Source organism: Microcoleus vaginatus FACHB-2002 (assembly GCF_040004035.1).
Classification (GTDB): domain Bacteria; phylum Cyanobacteriota; class Cyanobacteriia; order Cyanobacteriales; family Microcoleaceae; genus Microcoleus; species Microcoleus vaginatus_C.
Genome location: NZ_JAMPLN010000020.1, coordinates 45586 through 65981, shown reverse-complemented (window position 1 = coordinate 65981; position 20396 = coordinate 45586). Strand labels below are relative to the sequence as shown.

Annotated in this window: 18 protein-coding genes; 8 read left to right on the top strand and 10 right to left on the bottom strand. The window is 45.8% G+C overall.

The features are described 5' to 3' along the window. Window positions 1–277: 277 nt before the first annotated feature. A complete protein-coding gene (gene argH, locus NDI35_RS17820) occupies window positions 278–1663 on the top strand; it encodes an argininosuccinate lyase (RefSeq protein ID WP_445313901.1) in 1386 nt (461 codons plus the stop codon). A 99-nt stretch (window positions 1664–1762) separates the two neighbouring features. Here the strand turns inward: argH and NDI35_RS17815 are convergent, their stop codons facing one another. Next, window positions 1763–1954, bottom strand: a complete 192-nt coding sequence (locus NDI35_RS17815) for an Asl3888 family RNA-binding protein (RefSeq protein WP_190738786.1) — start codon at window positions 1952–1954, stop codon at window positions 1763–1765. A 761-nt stretch (window positions 1955–2715) separates the two neighbouring features. Here NDI35_RS17815 and bcp point away from each other — a divergent pair. The 3 genes from bcp to NDI35_RS17800 all read left to right on the top strand — a co-directional run bounded on the left by bcp (window position 2716) and on the right by NDI35_RS17800 (window position 4691). Then, window positions 2716–3183 carry a thioredoxin-dependent thiol peroxidase gene (gene bcp, locus NDI35_RS17810; RefSeq protein WP_445313900.1) on the top strand — a complete coding sequence of 156 codons (468 nt, stop codon included), beginning with the start codon at window positions 2716–2718 and terminating at the stop codon, window positions 3181–3183. A gap of 86 nt (window positions 3184–3269) precedes the next feature. Beyond that, window positions 3270–3725 carry an NUDIX hydrolase gene (locus NDI35_RS17805; protein WP_333082715.1) on the top strand — a complete coding sequence of 152 codons (456 nt, stop codon included), beginning with the start codon at window positions 3270–3272 and terminating at the stop codon, window positions 3723–3725. 159 nt (window positions 3726–3884) lie between these two features. After that, window positions 3885–4691, top strand: coding sequence for an alpha/beta fold hydrolase (locus NDI35_RS17800; RefSeq protein WP_445313899.1), 807 nt, complete (start codon window positions 3885–3887; stop codon window positions 4689–4691). Window positions 4692–4793: 102 nt separating this feature from the next. Here NDI35_RS17800 and NDI35_RS17795 read toward each other — a convergent pair whose 3' ends face one another. Beyond that, entirely contained in the window at window positions 4794–5696 is a 903-nt protein-coding gene (locus NDI35_RS17795) for a pantothenate kinase (protein ID WP_445313898.1), read from the bottom strand. A gap of 315 nt (window positions 5697–6011) precedes the next feature. Here NDI35_RS17795 and NDI35_RS17790 point away from each other — a divergent pair, with 315 nt between their 5' ends. Then, complete coding sequence (locus NDI35_RS17790) at window positions 6012–8120, top strand: GAF domain-containing sensor histidine kinase (protein WP_445313897.1); 2109 nt, start codon at window positions 6012–6014, stop codon at window positions 8118–8120. Window positions 8121–8192: 72 nt separating this feature from the next. On the opposite strand, the gene NDI35_RS17785 is transcribed toward NDI35_RS17790, so the two are convergent. After that, a complete protein-coding gene (locus tag NDI35_RS17785; protein ID WP_445313896.1) occupies window positions 8193–8981 on the bottom strand; it encodes an RDD family protein in 789 nt (262 codons plus the stop codon). A 37-nt stretch (window positions 8982–9018) separates the two neighbouring features. Beyond that, the gene (locus NDI35_RS17780; protein WP_445313895.1) at window positions 9019–9849 is read right to left on the bottom strand and encodes a hypothetical protein; all 831 of its coding nucleotides are present in this window, start codon (window positions 9847–9849) and stop codon (window positions 9019–9021) included. Between the two features lie 80 nt (window positions 9850–9929). On the opposite strand from NDI35_RS17780, the gene NDI35_RS17775 reads away from it, so the two are divergent. Further along, complete coding sequence (locus tag NDI35_RS17775) at window positions 9930–10898, top strand: stage II sporulation protein M (protein ID WP_445313894.1); 969 nt, start codon at window positions 9930–9932, stop codon at window positions 10896–10898. Between the two features lie 96 nt (window positions 10899–10994). Continuing rightward, window positions 10995–11945 (top strand): hypothetical protein, encoded by a 951-nt coding sequence (locus NDI35_RS17770; RefSeq protein ID WP_445313893.1) that lies wholly within the window; start codon window positions 10995–10997, stop codon window positions 11943–11945. Here the strand turns inward: NDI35_RS17770 and NDI35_RS17765 are convergent. From NDI35_RS17765 to NDI35_RS17740, 6 genes are all read right to left on the bottom strand, one after another. Then, the gene (locus NDI35_RS17765) at window positions 11923–13251 is read right to left on the bottom strand and encodes a DUF58 domain-containing protein (RefSeq protein ID WP_445313892.1); all 1329 of its coding nucleotides are present in this window, start codon (window positions 13249–13251) and stop codon (window positions 11923–11925) included. The genes NDI35_RS17770 and NDI35_RS17765 overlap by 23 nt on opposite strands. A 12-nt stretch (window positions 13252–13263) precedes the next feature. Then, window positions 13264–13653, bottom strand: a complete 390-nt coding sequence (locus NDI35_RS17760) for a VOC family protein (RefSeq protein WP_445313891.1) — start codon at window positions 13651–13653, stop codon at window positions 13264–13266. Continuing rightward, window positions 13650–13949: a helix-hairpin-helix domain-containing protein gene (locus NDI35_RS17755; protein WP_445313890.1), complete on the bottom strand. Its 300-nt coding sequence runs from the start codon at window positions 13947–13949 to the stop codon at window positions 13650–13652. Before NDI35_RS17755 ends, NDI35_RS17760 begins: the two co-directional genes overlap by 4 nt. Before the next feature lie 61 nt (window positions 13950–14010). Then, window positions 14011–14454 (bottom strand): GNAT family N-acetyltransferase, encoded by a 444-nt coding sequence (locus NDI35_RS17750; RefSeq protein WP_445313889.1) that lies wholly within the window; start codon window positions 14452–14454, stop codon window positions 14011–14013. A gap of 14 nt (window positions 14455–14468) precedes the next feature. After that, a complete protein-coding gene (locus tag NDI35_RS17745; protein WP_445313888.1) occupies window positions 14469–15419 on the bottom strand; it encodes an AAA family ATPase in 951 nt (316 codons plus the stop codon). Continuing rightward, window positions 15416–16633 carry a DUF4350 domain-containing protein gene (locus NDI35_RS17740; RefSeq protein ID WP_445313887.1) on the bottom strand — a complete coding sequence of 406 codons (1218 nt, stop codon included), beginning with the start codon at window positions 16631–16633 and terminating at the stop codon, window positions 15416–15418. Before NDI35_RS17740 ends, NDI35_RS17745 begins: the two co-directional genes overlap by 4 nt. A 645-nt stretch (window positions 16634–17278) precedes the next feature. On the opposite strand from NDI35_RS17740, the gene NDI35_RS17735 reads away from it, so the two are divergent. Next, on the top strand, window positions 17279–20248 hold the full coding sequence (locus NDI35_RS17735; RefSeq protein WP_445313886.1) for a Calx-beta domain-containing protein: 2970 nt from the start codon (window positions 17279–17281) through the stop codon (window positions 20246–20248). Window positions 20249–20396 lie beyond the last annotated feature (148 nt).

The window sequence follows — 20396 nt, the reverse complement described above, 5'->3', positions numbered from 1 at the left end:
GCAGAAGGTATCGGGAACGGATTTAAAAGGTTTTTAGCCGAAACTTCACTTCTTTCTGATGCAGCCAAAGTTTCACAATTTTGTAGTCCACACTTCAGTTTTTTCTGCTCAAAAGATGTATAAAAAGTTTGTAGTCAGGACTTGAGTTTTTTCTTGCCGAATTGGGAATGGAGGATTAAAGTCCTGAATACAAACCGGAGGAAAGACTAAAGTCTTTGCTACAAACCGGTTTTATAGAATTCTGCAAGAGAGATACAATCTAGTTTTAGCTTGAGCAATGACAACACAACAAAAAACTTGGAGTCAAAGATTTGAATCGGCGCTGCACCCGGCGATCGCCCGATTCAATGCTAGTATTGGCTTCGATATTGAATTGATAGAGTATGACTTGACTGGTTCTGTCGCTCACGCTAAAATGCTGGCCAAAACCGGGATTATTTCCGCAGCAGAAGGCGAACAGTTAGTCAATGGTTTGGAACAGATCCGCCGGGAATACCGCCAAGGACTTTTTGTTCCGGGAGTTGATGCAGAAGACGTTCACTTCGCTGTAGAGAAGCGGCTGACGGAGATTGTGGGGGATGCGGGGAAAAAGTTGCACACTGCCCGATCGCGCAACGATCAAGCCGGCACTGATACTCGCTTGTATTTGCGCGATCGCATCGCCGAAATTCGTGAGCAATTGCGGGAATTTCAACGGGTTTTGCTCGATCTTGCCGATCGTAACGTGGAAACTTTAATTCCCGGTTACACTCATTTGCAGCGCGCTCAGCCGATCAGTTTGGCTCATTATCTGTTAGCTTATTTTGAAATGACCGATCGCGATTGGGAACGTCTCGGCGATATCTGCAAGCGGGTGAATGTTTCGCCTTTGGGTTGCGGCGCGCTGGCGGGGACAACTTTCCCGATCGACCGACATTATACGGCAGAACTATTGCAGTTTGACAAGGTTTATGCTAATAGCTTAGATGGAGTGAGCGATCGAGATTTTGCGATCGAATTTCTCGCAGCAGCCAGCTTGATTATGATACACCTGAGCCGCTTGTCAGAAGAAATGATTTTGTGGTCTTCTCACGAATTTGGATTTATTACGCTCAAAGATAGCTGCGCTACGGGCTCTAGCATCATGCCCCAGAAAAAAAATCCCGACGTGCCGGAGTTGGTGCGGGGCAAAGCGGGGCGGGTGTTCGGTAACTTGCAAGCCTTGTTGGTAGTAGTGAAGGGACTTCCTTTGGCCTACAACAAAGATTTGCAAGAAGATAAAGAGGCTTTGTTTGATACCGTAAGAACGGTACAGGGTTGCTTGGAAGCAATGACCATTTTGTTGCGCGAAGGAATCGAGTTTAATGGCTCACGCCTCGCTGCTGCTGTTACGGAAGACTTTTCTAATGCTACAGACGTAGCCGACTACTTGGCCGCCAAAGGCGTTCCCTTCCGGGAAGCTTACAACCTTGTCGGCAAAGTCGTCAAAACTTGCCTTTCGGGGGGCAAACTCCTCAAAGATTTGACACTTGAGGAGTGGAAAGACTTGCACCCAGCCTTTGAGACAGACATTTACAGCGCGATCGCACCTCAGCAAGTGGTGGCGGCTCGCAATAGTTACGGGGGTACCGGGTTTGAACAAGTGAGAAAATCACTTATCGCTGCGCGCGATCGGATCGCCTAAACATCGTTGAATTATTGGACAAATTCCCGCTGGCTATCTCTCCTTAGAACGATCGTGTTTTTCACTCTGGTTCTAAGTTCGGCAGATAGCCTGACTCAATTAATCTTCAGCAGCAGCCATGTCTTTGTCTCTGCCGCCACCGCTCATTGCGCCCATGCCACCGCCGTTGCCGCCGTCAAATCGTCTTCTCTTGTTGGAGAACATATCTTGATTTCTCCGCTTGCGAAACTTGCGAGCGTATGCTTGATTTCGTTGTGCCTTTTCTTTCTTGAGATTGCGGCGCTTAGCCATTCTGACCTCACTAATAAACATTGACAGTCCCCGGACTTTCACGCACGGGGATTCTTAAGTTTGACACTCTGTGCACTCTTGGTGACTGAGATTCTTGGTTCAACGAAGTCACTTGCTTGTGACAGGATTTCTCCAGCCAAAATATAGGTGTCTTCTCCCCAAGCGTAAATTCCGGTATGCCCTACCGTACTCGGTCAGTTCTCTTTCTGTAGCTAGGTTTTGTTCAAATTTAGCTTTCGTGACGCTCCCACAACAATCGCAAGCGATATGGTTTAGGCTTCTGAGTCCTGTTAAGGAGATCGAGAACTTCCTTCAAGGTACTCCAATCGTTTCCCTCTACGGCGTTTTAAAGTGAGGAACACGTCCAGCCCCACTGATATTATAAAAGGAATTGGTTCGTCTCGTTGTCCACCCGTCCACGGCTCAAAGCTATGCTTATGAGATTATGAACGGGTGGAATCAGGAGTCTCACGCGCCTTTGATCCCACACTAACCTTTGATCGGTATAGTGTGGGGGTTCCTGTCTGCCTAGCTAAACCGCAACACCGTTAGCTGTGACTACGCACTCAACTAATCCAGTTAAGTTTTTACGTTGGCTAGATTATAGTCAATTTTAGACCAATGACGATTATAGCACACCCGGTACAAGACCCAGAAAAAAGAACACGGGGATTCAAGTCGCTGGGAATCTGGGTGCGATCGGCACGCAACGTTTTTGATCTCCCAGAAAATTTCTATAAACTCTTGACAAAATACGAGAAATGACTATTTACCCCGGTGACATAGCTCCTGTCTTCAGCCTGCCCGACGCGCAAGGCAATGTCGTCAGCCTTGCCGATTTTCGAGGGCGGCGAGTTGTACTTTACTTTTACCCTCGGGACAATACCCCAGGCTGTACTAAAGAAGCTTGCGGCTTTCGCGACATTTACTCAGACTACGAGTCGCGCAATATTTCAGTCCTCGGCGTCAGTACAGACGGGACCGGGGCCCACGCCAAGTTTGCAGCTAAATATCAACTGCCTTTTCCCTTGCTGTGCGACTTAAACGCCGAAGTTGCTACCGCCTACGGCTGTTACGGACTCAAAAAGTTTATGGGAAAAGAATTTATGGGAATTACTCGATCGACCTTCGCGATCGACCCTGATGGTAGGATTGAAAAGGTTTATCGGAAAGTCAAACCAGAAACTCACGCGGCGGATATCTTAGCAGACTTGCCAGACGACCTCTAGCGTGAATCAAAAATTAAAAATTAAGACTCCGGAGCTGCAAGCTAGGAGGCCTGAAGTTATTATCTCCTAAACAAGCTTTTGAGTTTATGCGTCGATTGTGGCAAATTGTACAAACTGTCCTGGGACTGATTTTTCGACATCCCGTCACTGGTACTGCGGTGATTCCCGTATTGCCTGACGGGCGAATTGTGTTAATTCGCCGCCGCGACAACGGTCGCTGGGCACTGCCGGGAGGTATGGTGGATTGGGGAGAGGATATTCCGACGACAGTGCGCCGGGAATTAGCGGAGGAAACAGGACTCGATTTAGTCAAAATCCGTCGCTTGGTGGGTGTTTATTCGGCGGCCGATCGAGACCCTCGCCTGCACTCGATTTGTATCGTGGTGGCAGCAGAGGTAGAGGGAAAGATGCAAGTTCAGGATACGCTTGAAGTCAGCGAGGTTGAGGCTTTTTTGCCCGCATCCCTGCCGGAGGGCGCACTCAGCCACGATAACGACCAACACTTACAGGACTATTTTCAAGGCCTGACAACTTTGGCGTAAATCGGCGGGGCATCGAAATTTCAGAAAAGTCGGAAATTACCTCGCCGTCAAAAATTGTCTGTGATGACTGGGGAATTAATTTTAAATGTTTTCCTACTTTATATTCACAATCTCTGAACATTAAATTAATCATCTTTTTATTACTAAATATTTAACCGGATGTACTCACCGCTACGCAATTCTCGGGTCAAACTCTCTGTAGGGCAAATCTTTTGGCACGAAGTCGGTCAAGGCCCGAATTTAGTATTTTTGCACGGTTCTTGGCACGACAGCAGTCAGTGGCTGAGGACGATCGAACATTTGAGCCCATACTACCACTGCTTCGCACCGGATTTGCTGGGGTTTGGCGACTCGGAACGCCCGAAAATTCATTATTCAATCGACCTGGAAGTGGAATGTCTCGCCCAATACCTCGATACTTTGAAGCTGCGACAGGTTTATTTAATCGCTCACTCTCTGGGCGGCTGGGTGGCCACCAGCTACGCTATCAAATATCCCGATCGAGTTCAGGGTTTGGTTTTGTTGGCCCCAGAAGGCGTCAAGGTTGGCAACCGGCGGGGGCGGTGGCAGACGGCTAGCTGGCTAATGGGTCAACCACCCCTCGCTTTTTGGTTGCTACGATCGATCTATCCAATTGCTAAGTTGCTGGGTAGTCAAAACAAGATTGACGGACTGCTAAAGTTCAGACAGCAGTTGATTCAGTCCCCAGTTGCGGTGCAGTTGCTGTTCCGGCGGCGGCGGGCTGAAATTACAGCGGAGTTAGTTGATGAGAATTTGCCTTTGCTGAAAGCGCCTGTTTTGCTGTTGCACGGTTCTGAAGATACGCCCGCAGCTTCGTCTCTGTGTCAATCCTATGCTGCTATGGCTCCTAATGCCGAACTACAATTGGTTAGTCCAGGGGAAAGCAATTTGCCGCAGGAAGTCCCGGAGGTTGTTGCTAAATATATTCGGGAATTTGCTAAGTGAATTGGGAATTGGTAAGGAAGAAACAGGGAAGAGGGAAGAGGGAAGAGGGAAGAAGAATTTCCCGTTATCCCTCTCCCTTAACAATGACTGATAAGTTATGACTCATAACTTATCAGTCATTCCCCAAAAAATAGCCTCTGGTGCGTCAATTAAGCCTGTGGCTGTATCAGGAAAGGCTGCTGTGAGGTATTTTAAAAGCAGAGTGCGATCGCCCCCCGTGACCGCAATTTTGCTATCAGGAAACAAACACCGCCAATCTTCAATAAAATCCCTGACTCCTGCTACCGTCGTATACACAACTCCGCTTTGAATTGCCCCAGCAGTGTCTTTCGCCCAGCGGTGCGGCAGATTTTGTGGTAAACTGATTAAAGGTAATGCAGCAGTTTTTTTACCTAGCGACAATAACTGCAAACCCAAACCTGGTAAGATTGCGCCCCCAACTAAATACCTATTGACATCAGCCCCAGTAAATGTTAAAGCTGTACCAGCATCTATAAGTAAAACTGGCCAACCCAATTGGTTGCCAGCGCCCAGTACAGCCAAAGCTCTGTCAATTCCCAGGGTAGGATAGAGTCCCCCGATCGGCAACTGGTCTAAAGTAATAATTCGGACATCAGGATAACTGTGCCAAATTGCTGTTTGCTGGGTAACTACTGAGGCCAAAATTAGAGGCAGCGGCACTAAAGAAAGTGTGTGAGGATTAGAAAAAGCGGTAGTCGCAGGAAGAGAAAGGAGATTTTGAGAAGATATTTCCTCGATCGACCTCATTACTATTTGCACCAAATATTCTGCTGTTTCCCCCTCCGAGAGGTGGGAAACAGCATCAGCATTGAGATGGTCTGTATCCCATGTTTTCTCCAGGGTTTTGCCCACAAATAATCCCCAGTGCAGCCGGGAATTGCCGATTGCTAAAGCTATTTTAATCTGGTCTTTACCTTTCCATCCAGAAGTAATGTTGTCGCTGGTTGCTGGCGAACGAAAATTGTCGGTTATTGAGTTTTCCATGTTGATTGATCGCGCGCAAACATTGAACTAAAGATAGATTTTAGATTAATTTTGTTCGCTTAACCGGGCGGTTAACTCTATTTGACATCTGACCAAGTTCCATGCCACGCGCCAATTAGTATTGTGGGCGACAGAGGGCATACTTGCTAAATATAAATATTTGTAAAGCAAATAATTGCTTTGCTCAGGCTGCATCCTTTATAATGTCTTAAGATACTCCAAAAGTCCTGGTAGCTGCGATGGGGCTGTTGGCGGGGTAAGCATAGGTTTATAAAACCAGACTCAATCAAAATACTGTACAACTGCTGAGTAAATATGTCTTTGAAAATACAAGAACACGAAAACCCCTGGCCGAGAGTAACTTCGCGGTTGCCTGAATCGGAAAACTGGAGGCAGGAAGAAAGTCTTTCACTGCCGGAAGTAGACCAACAAAAAGCCCTAATCGTGCAGATGCAGCAGCAAGTTCAGTTATCAAACTTGCTGAACCAAATTAATAACGAAATTCGCAGTACACTTGACATAGAAGAAATTTTGACATCGGCCTGCAGATTGCTGGGGCAAGCATTACAGTGCAGTCGCGTGAGCATTTTAGTCAAAGAATCAAATACAGAAAAAACTTTAGTCACGCGCGGAGAGTACAACGCGGGGGACTATCCGATTCAACTGGGAATGAAAGTACCGATGACTGACAACCCGCATTTGGCTGCGGTCGTGTCTCAGCAAGAGTCCCTAGCAGTGACGAAGTTTCTCGATTTTCCGGGATTGAACCCACAAACCCGAAAAATTGCCGAAGCTTTGGAGATTAAGTCAATGCTGGCAGTAGCTACTCGCTATCAAGGTGAAGTGAATGGCATAATTGGCTTGCATCAGTGCGATCGCGAACGGGAATGGACTGATTGGGAAAGGCAGCTTTTAGAAGGGGTAGGATCGCAATTGGCGATCGCGATCAATCAAGCCAAACTCTATAGCAAAACCAGGCGCCAAGCCGAACGAGAATCGCTGCTACGGCTGATCGGCAACCAAATTCGCAGTACCCTCGATCTGGGAACTATCCTGGAAACAGCGGTGAGGGAAGTCCGCCAAATGTTGCAGTGCGATCGAGTAATCATCTATCAGTTTCAAGACAACTGGCAAGGAAAAGTTGTTGTTGAAGATATGGTCATTCCTTGGCCTTCAATTTTAGGAGATATGGGGGCTGATAAGTGTTTCCGAGGAGATTACGCCGATCTTTACCAGCAAGGGCGAGTCAAAGCAATTAATGATATTTTTAATGCTGGTTTAGAGCCTTGTCATGTCAATTTCTTAGACCGTTTGCAGGTAAAAGCTAATCTGATAGTGCCAATTGTTACATCAAGAACTGAAGAAAATACCCCCGACACAGCCGGAAGTTATAATCCTAAATTTCCCGGTAGGCTGTGGGGTTTGCTGATTGCTCACGAGTGCCGGGATACCCGCAATTGGCAGCGGCAAGAAATGGAGTTGCTATCCCAGATAGCCAACCAAATGGCGATCGCCATTCAGCAAGCAGAACTTTACAGCCAAGTCCAAGATGCTGCGGTAAAATCTCAAGCTCAAACCCAGCAGTTGCAGGCTGCGTTAGAAGAATTGCGATCGGCACAGCAGCAATTGATTCAAAGCGAAAAAATGTCAGGTTTGGGGCAAATGGTAGCGGGAATTGCTCATGAAATTAACAACGCCAACAATTTCATCCACGCTAACTTGTTTCACGCTCAAGAATATTTTAAAGCCTTGAACCAAGCTCTAGAACGGGTCGGAAATGCGTGCCCGGAAGCAGCGGAAGCAATTGTCAGAATCAATGAAGAACTAGAACTCGATTACATTCGAGAAGATTTTGGTAAACTGCTCAATTCAATGCGAGAAGGCAGCGGGAGGATTCGCTCGATCGTGATGACGCTGCGAAATTTTTCTCGTTTAGACCACGCTGAATTAAAACCAGTAGATTTGAACGAAGGCTTAGAAAGCAGTTTCTTGATGCTGCAAAATAAGCTAAAAACCCATATCAAAATAGAAAAGCAATACGGCAATTTGCCACCTGTCCAATGTCATGCCAGTCAAATTAACCAAGTATTTTATAATTTGATTGACAATGCTTTAGATGCGATCCAGTCAACGAGCCAACCGGGGGAATTAACCATTCGCAGTTGGCAAAGCGAGCCGGACTGGGTAACAATCTCTGTCCGCGACACGGGAACTGGCATTCCTGCAGAAATTCAAGACAAGATTTTTGACCCATTTTTTACTACTAAACCTGTGGGAAAAGGCACTGGTTTAGGACTTTCAGTGTGCTATCAGGTAATTGTTCAAGCTCACGGCGGCAAGCTGAGCTGCGTCAGTCAGGTTGGCGAAGGAAGTGAGTTTATTGTAGAGTTGCCCCTGACAAATCAGAGGAGGGTAAGTGGATAATTTCTGCTTTAGTCAGATTAATGACTAATTCTCCCTGCCCGTGGATTTATAAGTAATTAACCGGACTTGATATTAATTGTCAACTTGCTGCTGATAGGCATGATATACAGCCTCTAAAAAGAGATTAGCATCAACTTTTGTCGGCAGTTTTCCCAAACCAATAATTTCTTTAACCTGAGTAGCCAGTTCTTTGCTCAATTCATTTCTGGCATTAGGTATCATAGCTTCGCGCCGCTGCAAATACTCTCGAACTACAGCAAAATCTTCTGGCAGCAGGCGGGAGATATCGGTATCGATCAGCAATTTTTTCGCCAGGGATTGAGCTGATGTTGATACTTTCAATGCAGCAGTTGTCAGAGGTTGTTCTTCTTGAATTACCAGGGTGCCTCCTACCAAATCTCCCAAACGTTTTTCCCGCGGGCTAAACACTATAAAAAATACGCCTATAAAAAATAAGTCGTCAAAAGGCCGCAGCAAAGCCCGCAGAGTTGATTGCTGAAGCCTGACTGGACGACCGTCATCCCTAATTACTCGGATTTTGACACGACGCTTGCCTGGTGTTTGACCAGACCACACCGTTTCAAAAAATACAAAGTAACCTACATAAATGAAAAAACCAATTAATGCCTGAACTGCTATCAACCAGAGTTCTAAGCCATTGGTACTTCCTAGCAACTGTGCGATCGTCTCAAGCAACAGTGAATTAAATATCAGTATACCTAATAGAAACACTACTATGATCAAACCCAAAATGATATAGTCGATCAGCAATGCGTATGCTCGGTTGCCAATTCCCGCTAAGGTAAATTCGAGTTCTACACTTTCGGGAGTGTGGAGAGTGAATCGATTAAAAAATCGCATAAATTTGAGCAAATTTTATGTTTTGACTGAGGCTGAATTAGCGATCGCGGATTTGCAAACCCAAACCTTCTTTGCGGCTGCGGATGTCGTAGTAGATAATGGCTTTCATAGCCTGCCAAAAAGGAGTCACAAGCGCACCGCTGCCAAAGCTCAATGGCAAAATCAAAAGATAATAAACTAAGTAAAATATACCAGATTCTGCGCCCAAAACTGCCCTTAAAACACTTTGAACGATCACCGTAAGTATCTGCACAACAATCGTGAGCGGGAGTGAAACCAAAATGCCGACAAAAACTATCCACTGAATGCGTCCTACTGACCCCTTAGTTAACTCCCAACTGCGACTGATTGCTGAACTAGCACTCTGATTGTTCTCGATCGCCAGTGGCACTTCCACAATCAACAAGCGAGAGAGAATTCGGATATATATAATTAAGAAAGCAATGACCCCAACGGCTACCAGCAAACCTCCAATAATTGTGCCGTTTTGCCCAAAGATAGTAGCAGCCCCCACTCCCACAACTAACAGCGCGATCGCACATCCCAAGTAGACCCCAATGTAAATCAGAGATGTCAATATACCCGCCCCGAAAAAACTCCACATCCGAGGATTGACCTCACGGCGAGCATCACTGACAGTCTCTGGCTTTTCCCTAACTTCACCGAAAGCCAGACGAGAAATGAGCCCTGCGATCGCAGAATATTTAGCCCAACCATAAATCGGAACTAACAACCACAGATAAGCTGTGAAAGCCAAACCAAAATATGACTTAAAATGGTCGCGGTAAATCCGCAAACTAGCACTAACAACGTTACCGACGCTCAAGGGGCCTGTTTGTCCAGAAGAACTAAGGTTGTTTTTAGGCATGACTGGATGGGTGTAGTTGTGTGAGGCGGAAAATTTACAACTATCTTAAGCTATATCTAATAGAACTTAGTGAAAACTTTATGAATATTAAACGTTGGATCGCGCGGCGGGAACCCAACTGGAAACGGTTGGACACTCTTTTACAGCAAGTAGAAAAAAAGGGGCTCAAGTCCCTAGCTGCGTCTGAAATCAGGGAATTAGCGAGTTTGTACCGTTCTGTGTCGGCGGATTTGGCTAGGGCGAGGACAAATGAAGTCGGTAATATTTTGTTACAAGATTTGCAAAGGTTAACTTCTCGCGGCTACACCCAAATTTACCAAGGTTCGCGCCGCCAAGATTGGGAAGCTATGGTGGAGTTTTGTCGCTGGGGTTTTCCGGCTACGGTACAGGAGACGTTTGGTTATACGGCAACTGCGACGGGTATTTTTTTACTAATGGCGTTGATTGCTTGGTGGTTTGCTTGGCAAGATCCGGCGTTTTTGTCCCTAGTAGTTCCTGGACATTTGATTAAAACGGTACGCGATGACGGGAAATTGTGGATGGGTTCAATTGTGGGAATCGAACCTTTAGCTTCTAGCGGTATTATGACTAACAATCTATCCGTATGTTTTGCGGCTGTTGGGGGAGGGATTGTTTTCGGTCTTTACACTGTTTATATTATGGCATTTAATGGAGTGAGCATCGGCGCGATCGCCAGTTTAGTTGCTCAGCACAATTTAGCTTACCCTTTTTGGGCGTTTGTATTTCCTCACGGTTCCCTGGAATTGCCGGCGATTTTTTTAGCTGGTGGCGCTGGTTTAATTATCGCCCGCGCAATTTTTTTTCCTGGCAAATATCGCCGTGCTGATGCCATGAAGTTTTACGGTACTCAAGCTGCACAATTGGTATTTGGGATTGTGCCGATGCTGGTAATTGCTGGTATCATCGAGGGTTTTTTCTCGCCAAATCCGGCAATTCCCGATCCGTTGAAGTATGTGGCTGGGATCGGGTTGTTTGCGCTGTTGGTGATGTATTGCAGTAAAAGGCGATCGGCTGAAGTTCCTAGATAATTCGGATCTTGAAATCGTTACACAAACGAAGTCCACTCCTAGCGGAATAAGACGCATTTTACCTAGCCATATCGAGTCCAGTAATTAATTAAAATCATGACTATTACTAACATCAGGTTTCCCGAAGACAACCCTTTTCATCGAATCAAGCTTCGGCAGATATTTGGTGGGTGGTTTTTATTAGCTATGGGTATTTATTTTCAAATAGTAATGATTGGCTATACACGAGGGATAAAATTTGATAGTAAACTAACATTAGATCCATTCGTTGAAGAAATATTTGGAATTTATTTATCGATTCTGTTACTGGCTTTGGTGTGGCGACAATGCAAGCTAGCGGGAATTGAAATTAAATATTTGGTTGGTAAAGTTCCCGATCGATACCAATGGTTGCCATTAGTAGGTCTGGCGATCGCTAGCGTGGTTTTTTCAATAAGTGTCTTCCGAGTATTTTATTATCCCTTGTCTTTTTTCGTACCTTCTTTTGTCGAAAAAGTTCTGACAGAACGTAGAAATATTAGTATTTTAATGACAGCTTCAAAAACATTTAATCCGGCACTTTACTATTTAATTAGTGCGATTAATAGTTGTGTAATATATCCCATATTTAATCCCTTTATTTTCACAGCTATTATGCTACACAGATGGGCTGCCAAATGGGGTAATATTCCAGCCATCTTAGCTCATTGTCTGTTATTTATAATTTTTGGTTATAAATATTTTATATCTGTAGTTATTGGGATATTAATGTACTTAATTTTGTATTTAAAAACCCGCAGTTTAGTTATACTAATAGTTTTTAGTGCCTTGGAAAATATTATTTTTAAAATTTGGAATTTGTCGTATACAACATTTTTTGACAATCAAACAGCAAACATTCTAGATGTATTTCGCTCTCAAATACAGCTAGGCGTCTTGTTTTTTGCTTTGTCAGCCCCTTGGGTAATCGGTTTCATCTATAAAAACTGGTCGGTTCTCAAAGGGCCTTTACCTTACTTTGCGAATGCTTCCGAAGCTGAGAAAATCAAAGCTGATTCCGCGACTTAAGTTGCAAATATCTGTTAACCAATTGCTCGCTAATTTGATTGGCTGGTGCATCCAAAACCAAAACTCCTTTTTGTTTCAACTGTGCAAAAGCTACCTGACGCTGTGCTAGTAAATCTAAAGCTACAGCACGATTATAAGCAGGTGTAATTTCCACGGTGGAAGTGTGAGCAATTTTGTCAACGAGAGGGTCGCGCAAAGTTACGCAAAAAGGCAAATAACGAGGTGTTAAGCGCGCTAAAGCCGAAAGCATTTCTGTAGAAGCTGTGACATCTACTAAATCAGTAATTAGCACTACTAATGCACGGCGAGTTTGTTGACTTACTAATTTAGTTACGGCGCCAACATAGTCTGGTTCTAACAAAACTGGCTGAATTGGCGCCAGGCGTTCAATTAATTTAGAGTGTTGATGTTGACCGCGTTCCGGGGGTATCCAAGTCGTGATTTCCCGATCGAACACACCGACTCCCACGCGATCGCCCCGATTTAGTCCAGCCAAGGCTAAAGACAGCGCTGCATTAACTCCCCAGTCAAAACGCTTCAAACCCTGCACTCGCGCCGTCATCAGCCGTCCCCTGTCGAGTAACACAATCAAAGTTTGCTCTTTTTCTGGTTCTAAAACTCTGACTAAAGGGCGCGATCGCCTCGCAGTAGCTTTCCAATCAATCAAGCGAGGATCGTCACCAATACCATATTCCCGCAGTTCGGCAAATTCAGTTCCCATGCCAAGTTTTCGTAACCCACGCATTGTGCCGCTATTTTCCAATGTTAGCCGAATAGAGAGTTCTTTCAACATCACTAAATCGGGATAAACTGCCACTTTTTCACTAGCAGGTATTGTCCAGTCGTTCCATGCTAAACCCCAGTTTCCCAACTGCCGTACTTGAATGTCTCCCCACTTATATTCTCCGCGATTTGACGGGCGGATTGTGTAAGTTAATTCTTCCTCGCTGTTAGGATTGAGGGAGGCTTCCAGCATCGGTTGAGAGACATCAAACTCTAGCGGATAGGAGTCGCGCAGGCGAATTTTAGCTGTTTGATTTGCCGTTAGCGCAGCCCTCGGAGAGGATCGCACTGACAGTAAAACGGGATTATCTCGCCCAATCGAAAGTCTGTGCAACGGATGGCGTGTCACTTGCACCCGATGAGATTTTACGCGCAGTGCGTCGGTAATGGCTAGACCTACAATTAAACTGTCAAATAGCAAAGTGCCGATAATACTTGTCTGCTGATTTACAAGCATAGCCAGCAAAAGGGCGATCGGAATTGCGATCGCTAACAGGAAATAAAGGCGAATAGCAGGAATCATTAAAATTTCTGATTAAGATACTGGTGTACACAATTCAACGAGAGTTCCGTCTGGACATCTCACATAAAAAACAATCTGACCCCAAGGTTTTTTGAGAGGTGCTTTTAACTCTAATGCACCTGCTGCGATCGCTTGTTGATGTGCCATTTCTACTGAATCAGTGGTAAGTGCTATTTCAACACCCAAAGGTTTATCCGATGAATCAGCCGAAATATAACCATTTGGTAAATTTGACGCGCCTAGAGAATGTGTAGCAAAAGATAAAGTTGTTTCCCCAGTGTCAAGTTCATCATAATCTCCTGATTCATCAATGAACTTCTTTTTGAACCCAAAAGCCATTTCAAAAAAAGTCAATGAACTTAGTACGTCAGCAACGTAAATAATTGTATATCCGAATTTCACTTGCTTTCTCCCTTTACATGATTTGCAAGTAGCTTACGTCGTTCGCCAGTATACCTCCACCAAGGCTTAGCTGGTTCGCCATTGAGGAATCTTTTGACAGAAATGAGAGCGTCAAGTACACATGGATCGTGGCGATGTCCCATGACATTAGCAAGTTCGTGAAAGACTTCTAATGGCGATCGCCTTTTAAGTTGATCTGGTTGCTCAATACCAATGCTTCGCAAATCCGCACTAATTGATTTACCAATGTTTGGAAGGTCTTCAAGCTTCTTGACTTCGTTTAGAGACTTCTTCATAGTTCTGGTGTGGTATTTTTAATTTCAATGCCTACAATACTTGCCTAATAAACATTTTTTGTCATGAATTCGATTCCTCCAAACGAAACGTAAACATAACATGATCGCTCGGTGTTTCTGGATTACCAACAGCCGAATACAGATTCATCGCTGCTGTATTTTCGCGATCGGTAAGCACCCAAGCTTCTGTACAACCCAACTCACGAGCGACCTCAAATACTGCATTCATCAAACGCTTCCCCACACCTTGCCGACGATGAGTTTCTGCTACGCTAACCTCGTTAATCCACAGTTCGGGACGTGCCTTGTCGGGATGAACATAATGAACTGCTGAGACAAAGCCGACAACTCGATCGTCATCGATTGCAACAGCCAGATGGTGGCGCGAGTCTGTCAAAAATTCTTCAGTACGTGGGATATCGATCGAGTTGTCAAAGACATCTGGATCGACATTCTTGAGAATATCTACATCATTCTGATCCAGTATTTTGATTGCGATCGTCATAGTTATATTTGAGTTTACCTCGGTACAGCGACTTGTTTTAATACCGAAGCAATTACCGAATCAATTTGCAAGCCATCTAACAGCGATTCTGGTTTGAGAATCAGGCGGTGACGCAAAAGCGGCAGTGCGATCGCCTTGACATCATCAGGAGTAGTATAATCCCTGCCGGCTAGCCAAGCGTGAGCTTTACTGCTTTGCAACCAAGCTACTGCCGATCGCGGAGAAGCACCCAATGCCAAATCGGGATGTTTTCGCGTATTGTGTACCAAAGCTAGCACGTAATCGAGCACTTTCTCTTCTACTTTGACTGTTTGTACAGCTTGACGGGCGCTAATTATTTGCTCTACCGTTGCTAAAGATTTGATCCGAGCTAAATCGAGGCGTTTAGCGCGAAATCCTGCCTCTGCGTTCAGCAACATTTGCTTTTCGGCCGCTGCATTGGGATAGTCAACCACAAGTTTAAATAAAAATCGGTCTAACTGAGCTTCTGGGAGCGGATAAGTGCCTTCAAATTCTAGGGAATTTTGAGTAGCGATCGTCCAAAATAATTCTGGCAGAGCTAAAGTCTCACCGTCTAACGTTACCTGCTGTTCTTCCATTGCTTCTAGCAGTGCTGACTGGGTTTTGGGAGGCGTGCGATTAATTTCATCCGCCAGCAAAACTTCAGTAAACACTGGCCCTTTTTTCAGGGTAAAACTGTGGCTTTCAAAATCAAAAATATTCGTTCCCAAGATATCCGACGGCAAAATATCCGGCGTTAGTTGAATGCGGCGAAAATCTGCTTGAATCAATTGGGCGATCGCTTTTACAAGTAGAGTTTTCCCAGTTCCAGGGACTCCCTCAATAATCACGTGGCCGCCGCTCAAAAGTGCCACTAGCAAGTGCTGTACAGTGGAAGATTGACCCACAACTATTTTGTCGAGGGCTTGGCTGAGGCGTTTAAAAATCGAGTTTGTTTCGCTCATTTTAGATTTTTCCTGTCAGAGGGGAGATGTTGACGGATCTGCTGCCATTTACCCAACCAGGTTAGCAAATCTGAATCGCTGATTCGGCCTTTAGGTGATGGAGATCGCAGAAGTTCTGACAATTCTGCCGCTTTTCGCCCTGTTTGCTCGACCCAAGCATTTGTTAGAGTTTCACTTTCCAGCGCTCCCTGTCCCAATAATAATGCTTTTTGCAGTTGTAACTGTTCTTCTTTTCCGATAATTTCTACCGCAAAATCAGTGCTGTTTGCTTTTTGCAAAACACCCGCTAATGCTTGAATGTAAGCTTCGCTGTTGTCAACCTGTGGCGCTGATAAAGTTACAGGCTGTCCAAACCTGTTCCACCCGGCAAAAATAGCAACGAGTAAAATAATTGTACCCTGTATCAAAACCGGAAATAGAGGAGTTTTGGCTAAATAAGTGAATAAATTTCCCTTGTATTCGCGTTCAATAACTTCTGAATCTTTGTAGCCGTGAATGTATTCGTCTACCCAGAGTTTATTGAGGATTTTACTCGTTTGCTGGTTTTGGGGGTCGCTCGAATTTTGGATTAATTTCACTGCTAGAGCCTGCTGGGCCCCTTCTATTTCTTGTTCTTCACCTTCTAATTGAGTAACCAGCCGTGCTAAAAATTCATAATTACCTGGAAAATCCTGATAAGCATTAGCAGCTAAATGGGAAGTGCTGGAAAAATAAACTGTTCCCTTACCCAGTGCTTTTTTCCAAACAATTGCCCCAAATTTATCGTCTAAAACTTGTTTTTTGTCACTGGGATATCTCCGCCCCGTGTCAATCTTTATTTCCCCGGCTGAATCTGGGTGCAAGCTACTAAAAGGTGCTGGTGTCACCGGTGTGCGAACTCCCAAAATTACTAAAGTATTGCCCTGTTCCACCCACTTTGTCTCTGGCTCAGAAACAACTTCTGGTATCAAGCTACTATAAATACGTAAAAGTGTACTAGGCGGTTTGGCATCTTGGTTTTTAGCAAAGTCTTCAAAAGGTTTTTGCCAGCGCTGAACCTCGGTTCCCCGTTTTGACATAAAAGCATACCATGCTCCGTAGCCGTCCGGCGCTCTATTATAAGTAGAACCGCTGTTGACTTTGTTGTTAGCAGGAGCAAATAACAGGGTAATGATAATTATTGCAGTAAGGGCGATCGCTCCCAACAACCATAACCTACGCTTTGACAAGTTCATCGCTCGTTAAGTAAGTAAATACAAATAAATATAACATGAGGGCGGGTTTTGAATGAATCAACTCACTCCTCATGTAGAACATATTTGACATCTTTTAGCGATCGTCAATCACATTACCGAGCACCAATAAACTTGGTTTTTTACAATCGCATTTTTAATAGCATCAGATTTAACTTACGCCCGAACCTCAATTTTCAGGAATGCCCAACTGGGTGATGCTTACACATATAAAATCATGAGTATTTTTACTCATGATTGTCTCTCCTGATTCACTTTTGCCCGCTGAATCAGTGAAAGCTGCCTCTTGGGGGGCCGAAATCTGGGATTTAAGCTCTCCTCTACAGATGTGGAAAACCCGCTTTTTATAGGGCTGAAAAAAAGATCGCAAATTTTCCGGATCAAACTTATTGATGATGAAAGTTAAACATCTCTATGTAAATAGGTCTAAGTAGGTGTAATTATTTACACCAAACATTCGATCGGGGGCAATAATACCTTCAGATGCTGATTGGGCAAGCATTTTTACTGGATTTACCTGCACGTATGAGGAAATTTTTCTTGCAGTGACCGATCGCTACAAGAAAGCCCAACCTCTGGTTTTCAGTCACTTTTAATCCTTAATTACTCATCATTAACACAGAAGCTATGGCTACTCAAATCACTGGTTCTTTGGGTACAAGCACTAATTACAGCAGCATTAGTGACCTGATCGCAAAATGGCCTACTGCCGCCCAGAATCAAGGCATCCAACTGTCTGGGATAGCTTTTGATGGCGTGGAAACGAACTACACTAACCCTACTGCCATCAGCAACCTCACCTTAGCAACGAACGAAAACCCTAAAAGCTGGTTGAGCTACGGCGCTCCCGGTGGTATTGGTGCCGCATCTGATTATCCTGGTTGGTTCACCGACGCCACTAAAAATCGGGCGGAACTCAACCATGACCCCAACACCAATAAATCTCAGGTGCTGAAGGTGAAATGGGCAGATAATAAAGATATCACTAGCGCCACGATCGGCCTGAGTGGATTACTTCCCAAATCAAGTTCTGCAGTGAACGATCAAGGCAATGAAGTTGGTTTGCTGAAACTCTTTAATAATGGGGCGGAGGTATCGGCCAGCAATTTTACGATCACTCGCGTCAACGCTCCTGCCACTGCAAAACCGATCGGTGTGTCTTCAGATGGAGTGACTTTCACTGGCGATCGTGCCGATGGCAATTTCACATTCCAGATACAAGCAAATTCCACTAGCGTTGCTTTTGACGAATTACGGTTCTCCGCCAAACCCTACGATAGCCCCACCGCTGCCTACGCCACTAGCACCTCCATCAAAAGCGATAGTTCCGACTACCTAGTGCGGAGTATTCAATATCAAGGCCTTGATGTGACGCCGACGCCGACGCCGACGCCGACGCCGACGCCGACTCCGACTCCGACTCCGACGGCGACAACTCCAAGTATCTTCCAGTTCGCCCAACCAAATTACACGGTGGCTGAAGGCGGCGTGGCTACGATTAACGTTACTCGCACCGGTGGTACAGAGGCTGCATCGATTAACTACGCTACTCTTGACGGTTCGGCAAGTTCAGCAGGCACTGCACCGGATTACACTGGGACGGCGGCGGGGCTGTTGAATTTTGCTGCGGGGCAAACAACCGCTAGTTTCACCGTGACGGCTTTGAGCGATTTGATTGTGGAATCGCCGGAAACGGTGAATTTGGTGCTCTTCGGTGGCAATGTCGGCAGTAGTCCATCAATTTTGACGATTAATGATGTGCCGCCAAATGGGACGACGCCAACTCCGACGCCGACGGCGACAACTCCAAGTATCTTCCAGTTCGCCCAACCAAATTACACGGTGGCTGAAGGCGGCCCGGTTACGATTAACGTTACTCGCACCGGTGGCACGGCGGCTGCATCGATTAACTACGCTACTGTTGACGGTTCGGCAAGTTCACCAGCGGATTACACTGGGACGGCGGGGACGTTGAATTTTGCTGCGGGGGTAACTACCGCTAGTTTCACCGTGACGGCTTTGACTGATTCGATTTTGGAATCGGCGGAAACAGTGAATTTGGTGCTCTTCGGTGGCAATGTCGCCAGTAATCCGTCAATTTTGACGATTAATGATGTGCCGCCAACTGGGACGGGCACAACTCCGGCGCCGACGGCGACAACTCCAAGTATCTTCCAGTTCGCCCAACCAAATTACACGGTGGCTGAAGGCGGCGTGGCTACGATTAACGTTACTCGCACCGGTGGCACGGCGGCTGGATCGATTAACTACTCTACTCTTGACGGTTCGGCAAGTTCAACAGGCAGTGCACCGGATTACACTGGAACGTCGGCGGGGGTGTTGAATTTTGCTGCGGGGCAAACTACCGCTAGTTTCACCGTGACGGCTTTGACTGATTCGATTTTGGAATCGCCGGAAACGGTGAATTTGGTGCTCTTCGGTGGCAATGTCGGCAGTAGTCCGTCAATTTTGACGATTAATGATGTGCCGCCAACTGGGACGACGCCAACTCCGACGCCAACTCCGGCGACAACTCCAAGTATCTTCCAGTTCGCCCAACCAAATTACACGGTAGCTGAAGGCGGCGTGGCTACGATTAACGTTACTCGCACCGGTGGCACGGCGGCTGGATCGATTAACTACTCTACTCTTGACGGTTCGGCAAGTTCAACAGGCAGTGCACCGGATTACACTGGAACGTCGGCGGGGGTGTTGAATTTTGCTGCGGGGCAAACTACCGCTAGTTTCACCGTGACGGCTTTGACTGATTCGATTTTGGAATCGCCGGAAACGGTGAATTTGGTGCTCTTCGGTGGCAATGTCGGCAGTAGTCCATCAATTTTGACGATTAATGATGTGCCGCCAACTGGGACGACGCCAACTCCGACGCCGACTCCGACGCCGACGGCGACAGCTCCGGCGCCAACCACGTATTTCTTCAGTGCTGCTAATTACAGCGTCAACGAAGGCAGCACTGCGCCGATTACCATCAATCGCAGTGGCAACGTTACGGCACCGAGTGTGATTTTGTTCAGCACGGGTGACGGTAGTGCTCAGGCTACGGCAGCGGATTATGTCAGTGTGGCTCAAACGATCAATTTTGCAGCCGGACAAACCAGCGTACAAGTTCCGGTTCAAACTTTATTTGACAGTCTCACTGAGCCGACTGAAACGGTGGGTTTGTTCTTGAGTGGTGGCAGTTTGGCTAGTCCGTCACTGGCAGTTTTGAGCATTATTGATCCTACTGCTGTGGCTCCGACTTCCTTCTATTACGGTTCGTCTCCTGATCCTATTGCTGATGGTGGTTCTGGAACTTTTACAATTAATCGGACTGGCAATACTTCGGTTTCGGCTTCGGTAGACTATTTGATTGTTCCTCCTGGTCCTGGTCAACCTACGAACACCATAGACTACACCATTATGAGTCCATTTCCTACGAGTTTTACTGGAGGCACGGTTAACTTTAATCCCGGTCAAACTAGCGTTAGTCTGATGATTAACAATACTCCTGGTTTGACTGGTGGGGGGGTGAGTTTAGGCTTTGGCCCCGGTGCGAATATCGGCAATCCGCCATCGACTGCAATTACTCTGATTTAAGGCTGTTAGTAGGGCGAGGAATCCTTGCTCTACTAATATGTCCCGCAAGTAGTTAAATGCGTTTTATCAGTCGGGCTCCTTACTACAGCTTTTTTCAAGAAAGTAAGGTACGCAGGTAAAACCTTCACTGTGTGACAGTCGCTGGCAC

Excerpts from the sequence above, each read along its gene's own strand:
- NDI35_RS17805 (WP_333082715.1), top strand. The coding sequence starts at position 3,270 with ATGCGTCGATTGTGGCAAATTGTACAAACTGTCCTGGGACTGATTTTT.
- NDI35_RS17740 (WP_445313887.1), bottom strand. The coding sequence starts at position 16,633 with ATGAACTTGTCAAAGCGTAGGTTATGGTTGTTGGGAGCGATCGCCCTT.
- NDI35_RS17785 (WP_445313896.1), bottom strand. The coding sequence starts at position 8,981 with ATGCGATTTTTTAATCGATTCACTCTCCACACTCCCGAAAGTGTAGAA.
- NDI35_RS17800 (WP_445313899.1), top strand. The coding sequence starts at position 3,885 with ATGTACTCACCGCTACGCAATTCTCGGGTCAAACTCTCTGTAGGGCAA.
- NDI35_RS17775 (WP_445313894.1), top strand. The coding sequence starts at position 9,930 with ATGAATATTAAACGTTGGATCGCGCGGCGGGAACCCAACTGGAAACGG.
- NDI35_RS17790 (WP_445313897.1), top strand. The coding sequence starts at position 6,012 with ATGTCTTTGAAAATACAAGAACACGAAAACCCCTGGCCGAGAGTAACT.
- argH (WP_445313901.1), top strand. The coding sequence starts at position 278 with ATGACAACACAACAAAAAACTTGGAGTCAAAGATTTGAATCGGCGCTG.
- NDI35_RS17755 (WP_445313890.1), bottom strand. The coding sequence starts at position 13,949 with ATGAAGAAGTCTCTAAACGAAGTCAAGAAGCTTGAAGACCTTCCAAAC.
- NDI35_RS17795 (WP_445313898.1), bottom strand. The coding sequence starts at position 5,696 with ATGGAAAACTCAATAACCGACAATTTTCGTTCGCCAGCAACCAGCGAC.
- NDI35_RS17745 (WP_445313888.1), bottom strand. The coding sequence starts at position 15,419 with ATGAGCGAAACAAACTCGATTTTTAAACGCCTCAGCCAAGCCCTCGAC.
- NDI35_RS17815 (WP_190738786.1), bottom strand. The coding sequence starts at position 1,954 with ATGGCTAAGCGCCGCAATCTCAAGAAAGAAAAGGCACAACGAAATCAA.
- NDI35_RS17765 (WP_445313892.1), bottom strand. The coding sequence starts at position 13,251 with ATGATTCCTGCTATTCGCCTTTATTTCCTGTTAGCGATCGCAATTCCG.
- NDI35_RS17770 (WP_445313893.1), top strand. The coding sequence starts at position 10,995 with ATGACTATTACTAACATCAGGTTTCCCGAAGACAACCCTTTTCATCGA.
- bcp (WP_445313900.1), top strand. The coding sequence starts at position 2,716 with ATGACTATTTACCCCGGTGACATAGCTCCTGTCTTCAGCCTGCCCGAC.
- NDI35_RS17780 (WP_445313895.1), bottom strand. The coding sequence starts at position 9,849 with ATGCCTAAAAACAACCTTAGTTCTTCTGGACAAACAGGCCCCTTGAGC.
- NDI35_RS17750 (WP_445313889.1), bottom strand. The coding sequence starts at position 14,454 with ATGACGATCGCAATCAAAATACTGGATCAGAATGATGTAGATATTCTC.
- NDI35_RS17735 (WP_445313886.1), top strand. The coding sequence starts at position 17,279 with ATGGCTACTCAAATCACTGGTTCTTTGGGTACAAGCACTAATTACAGC.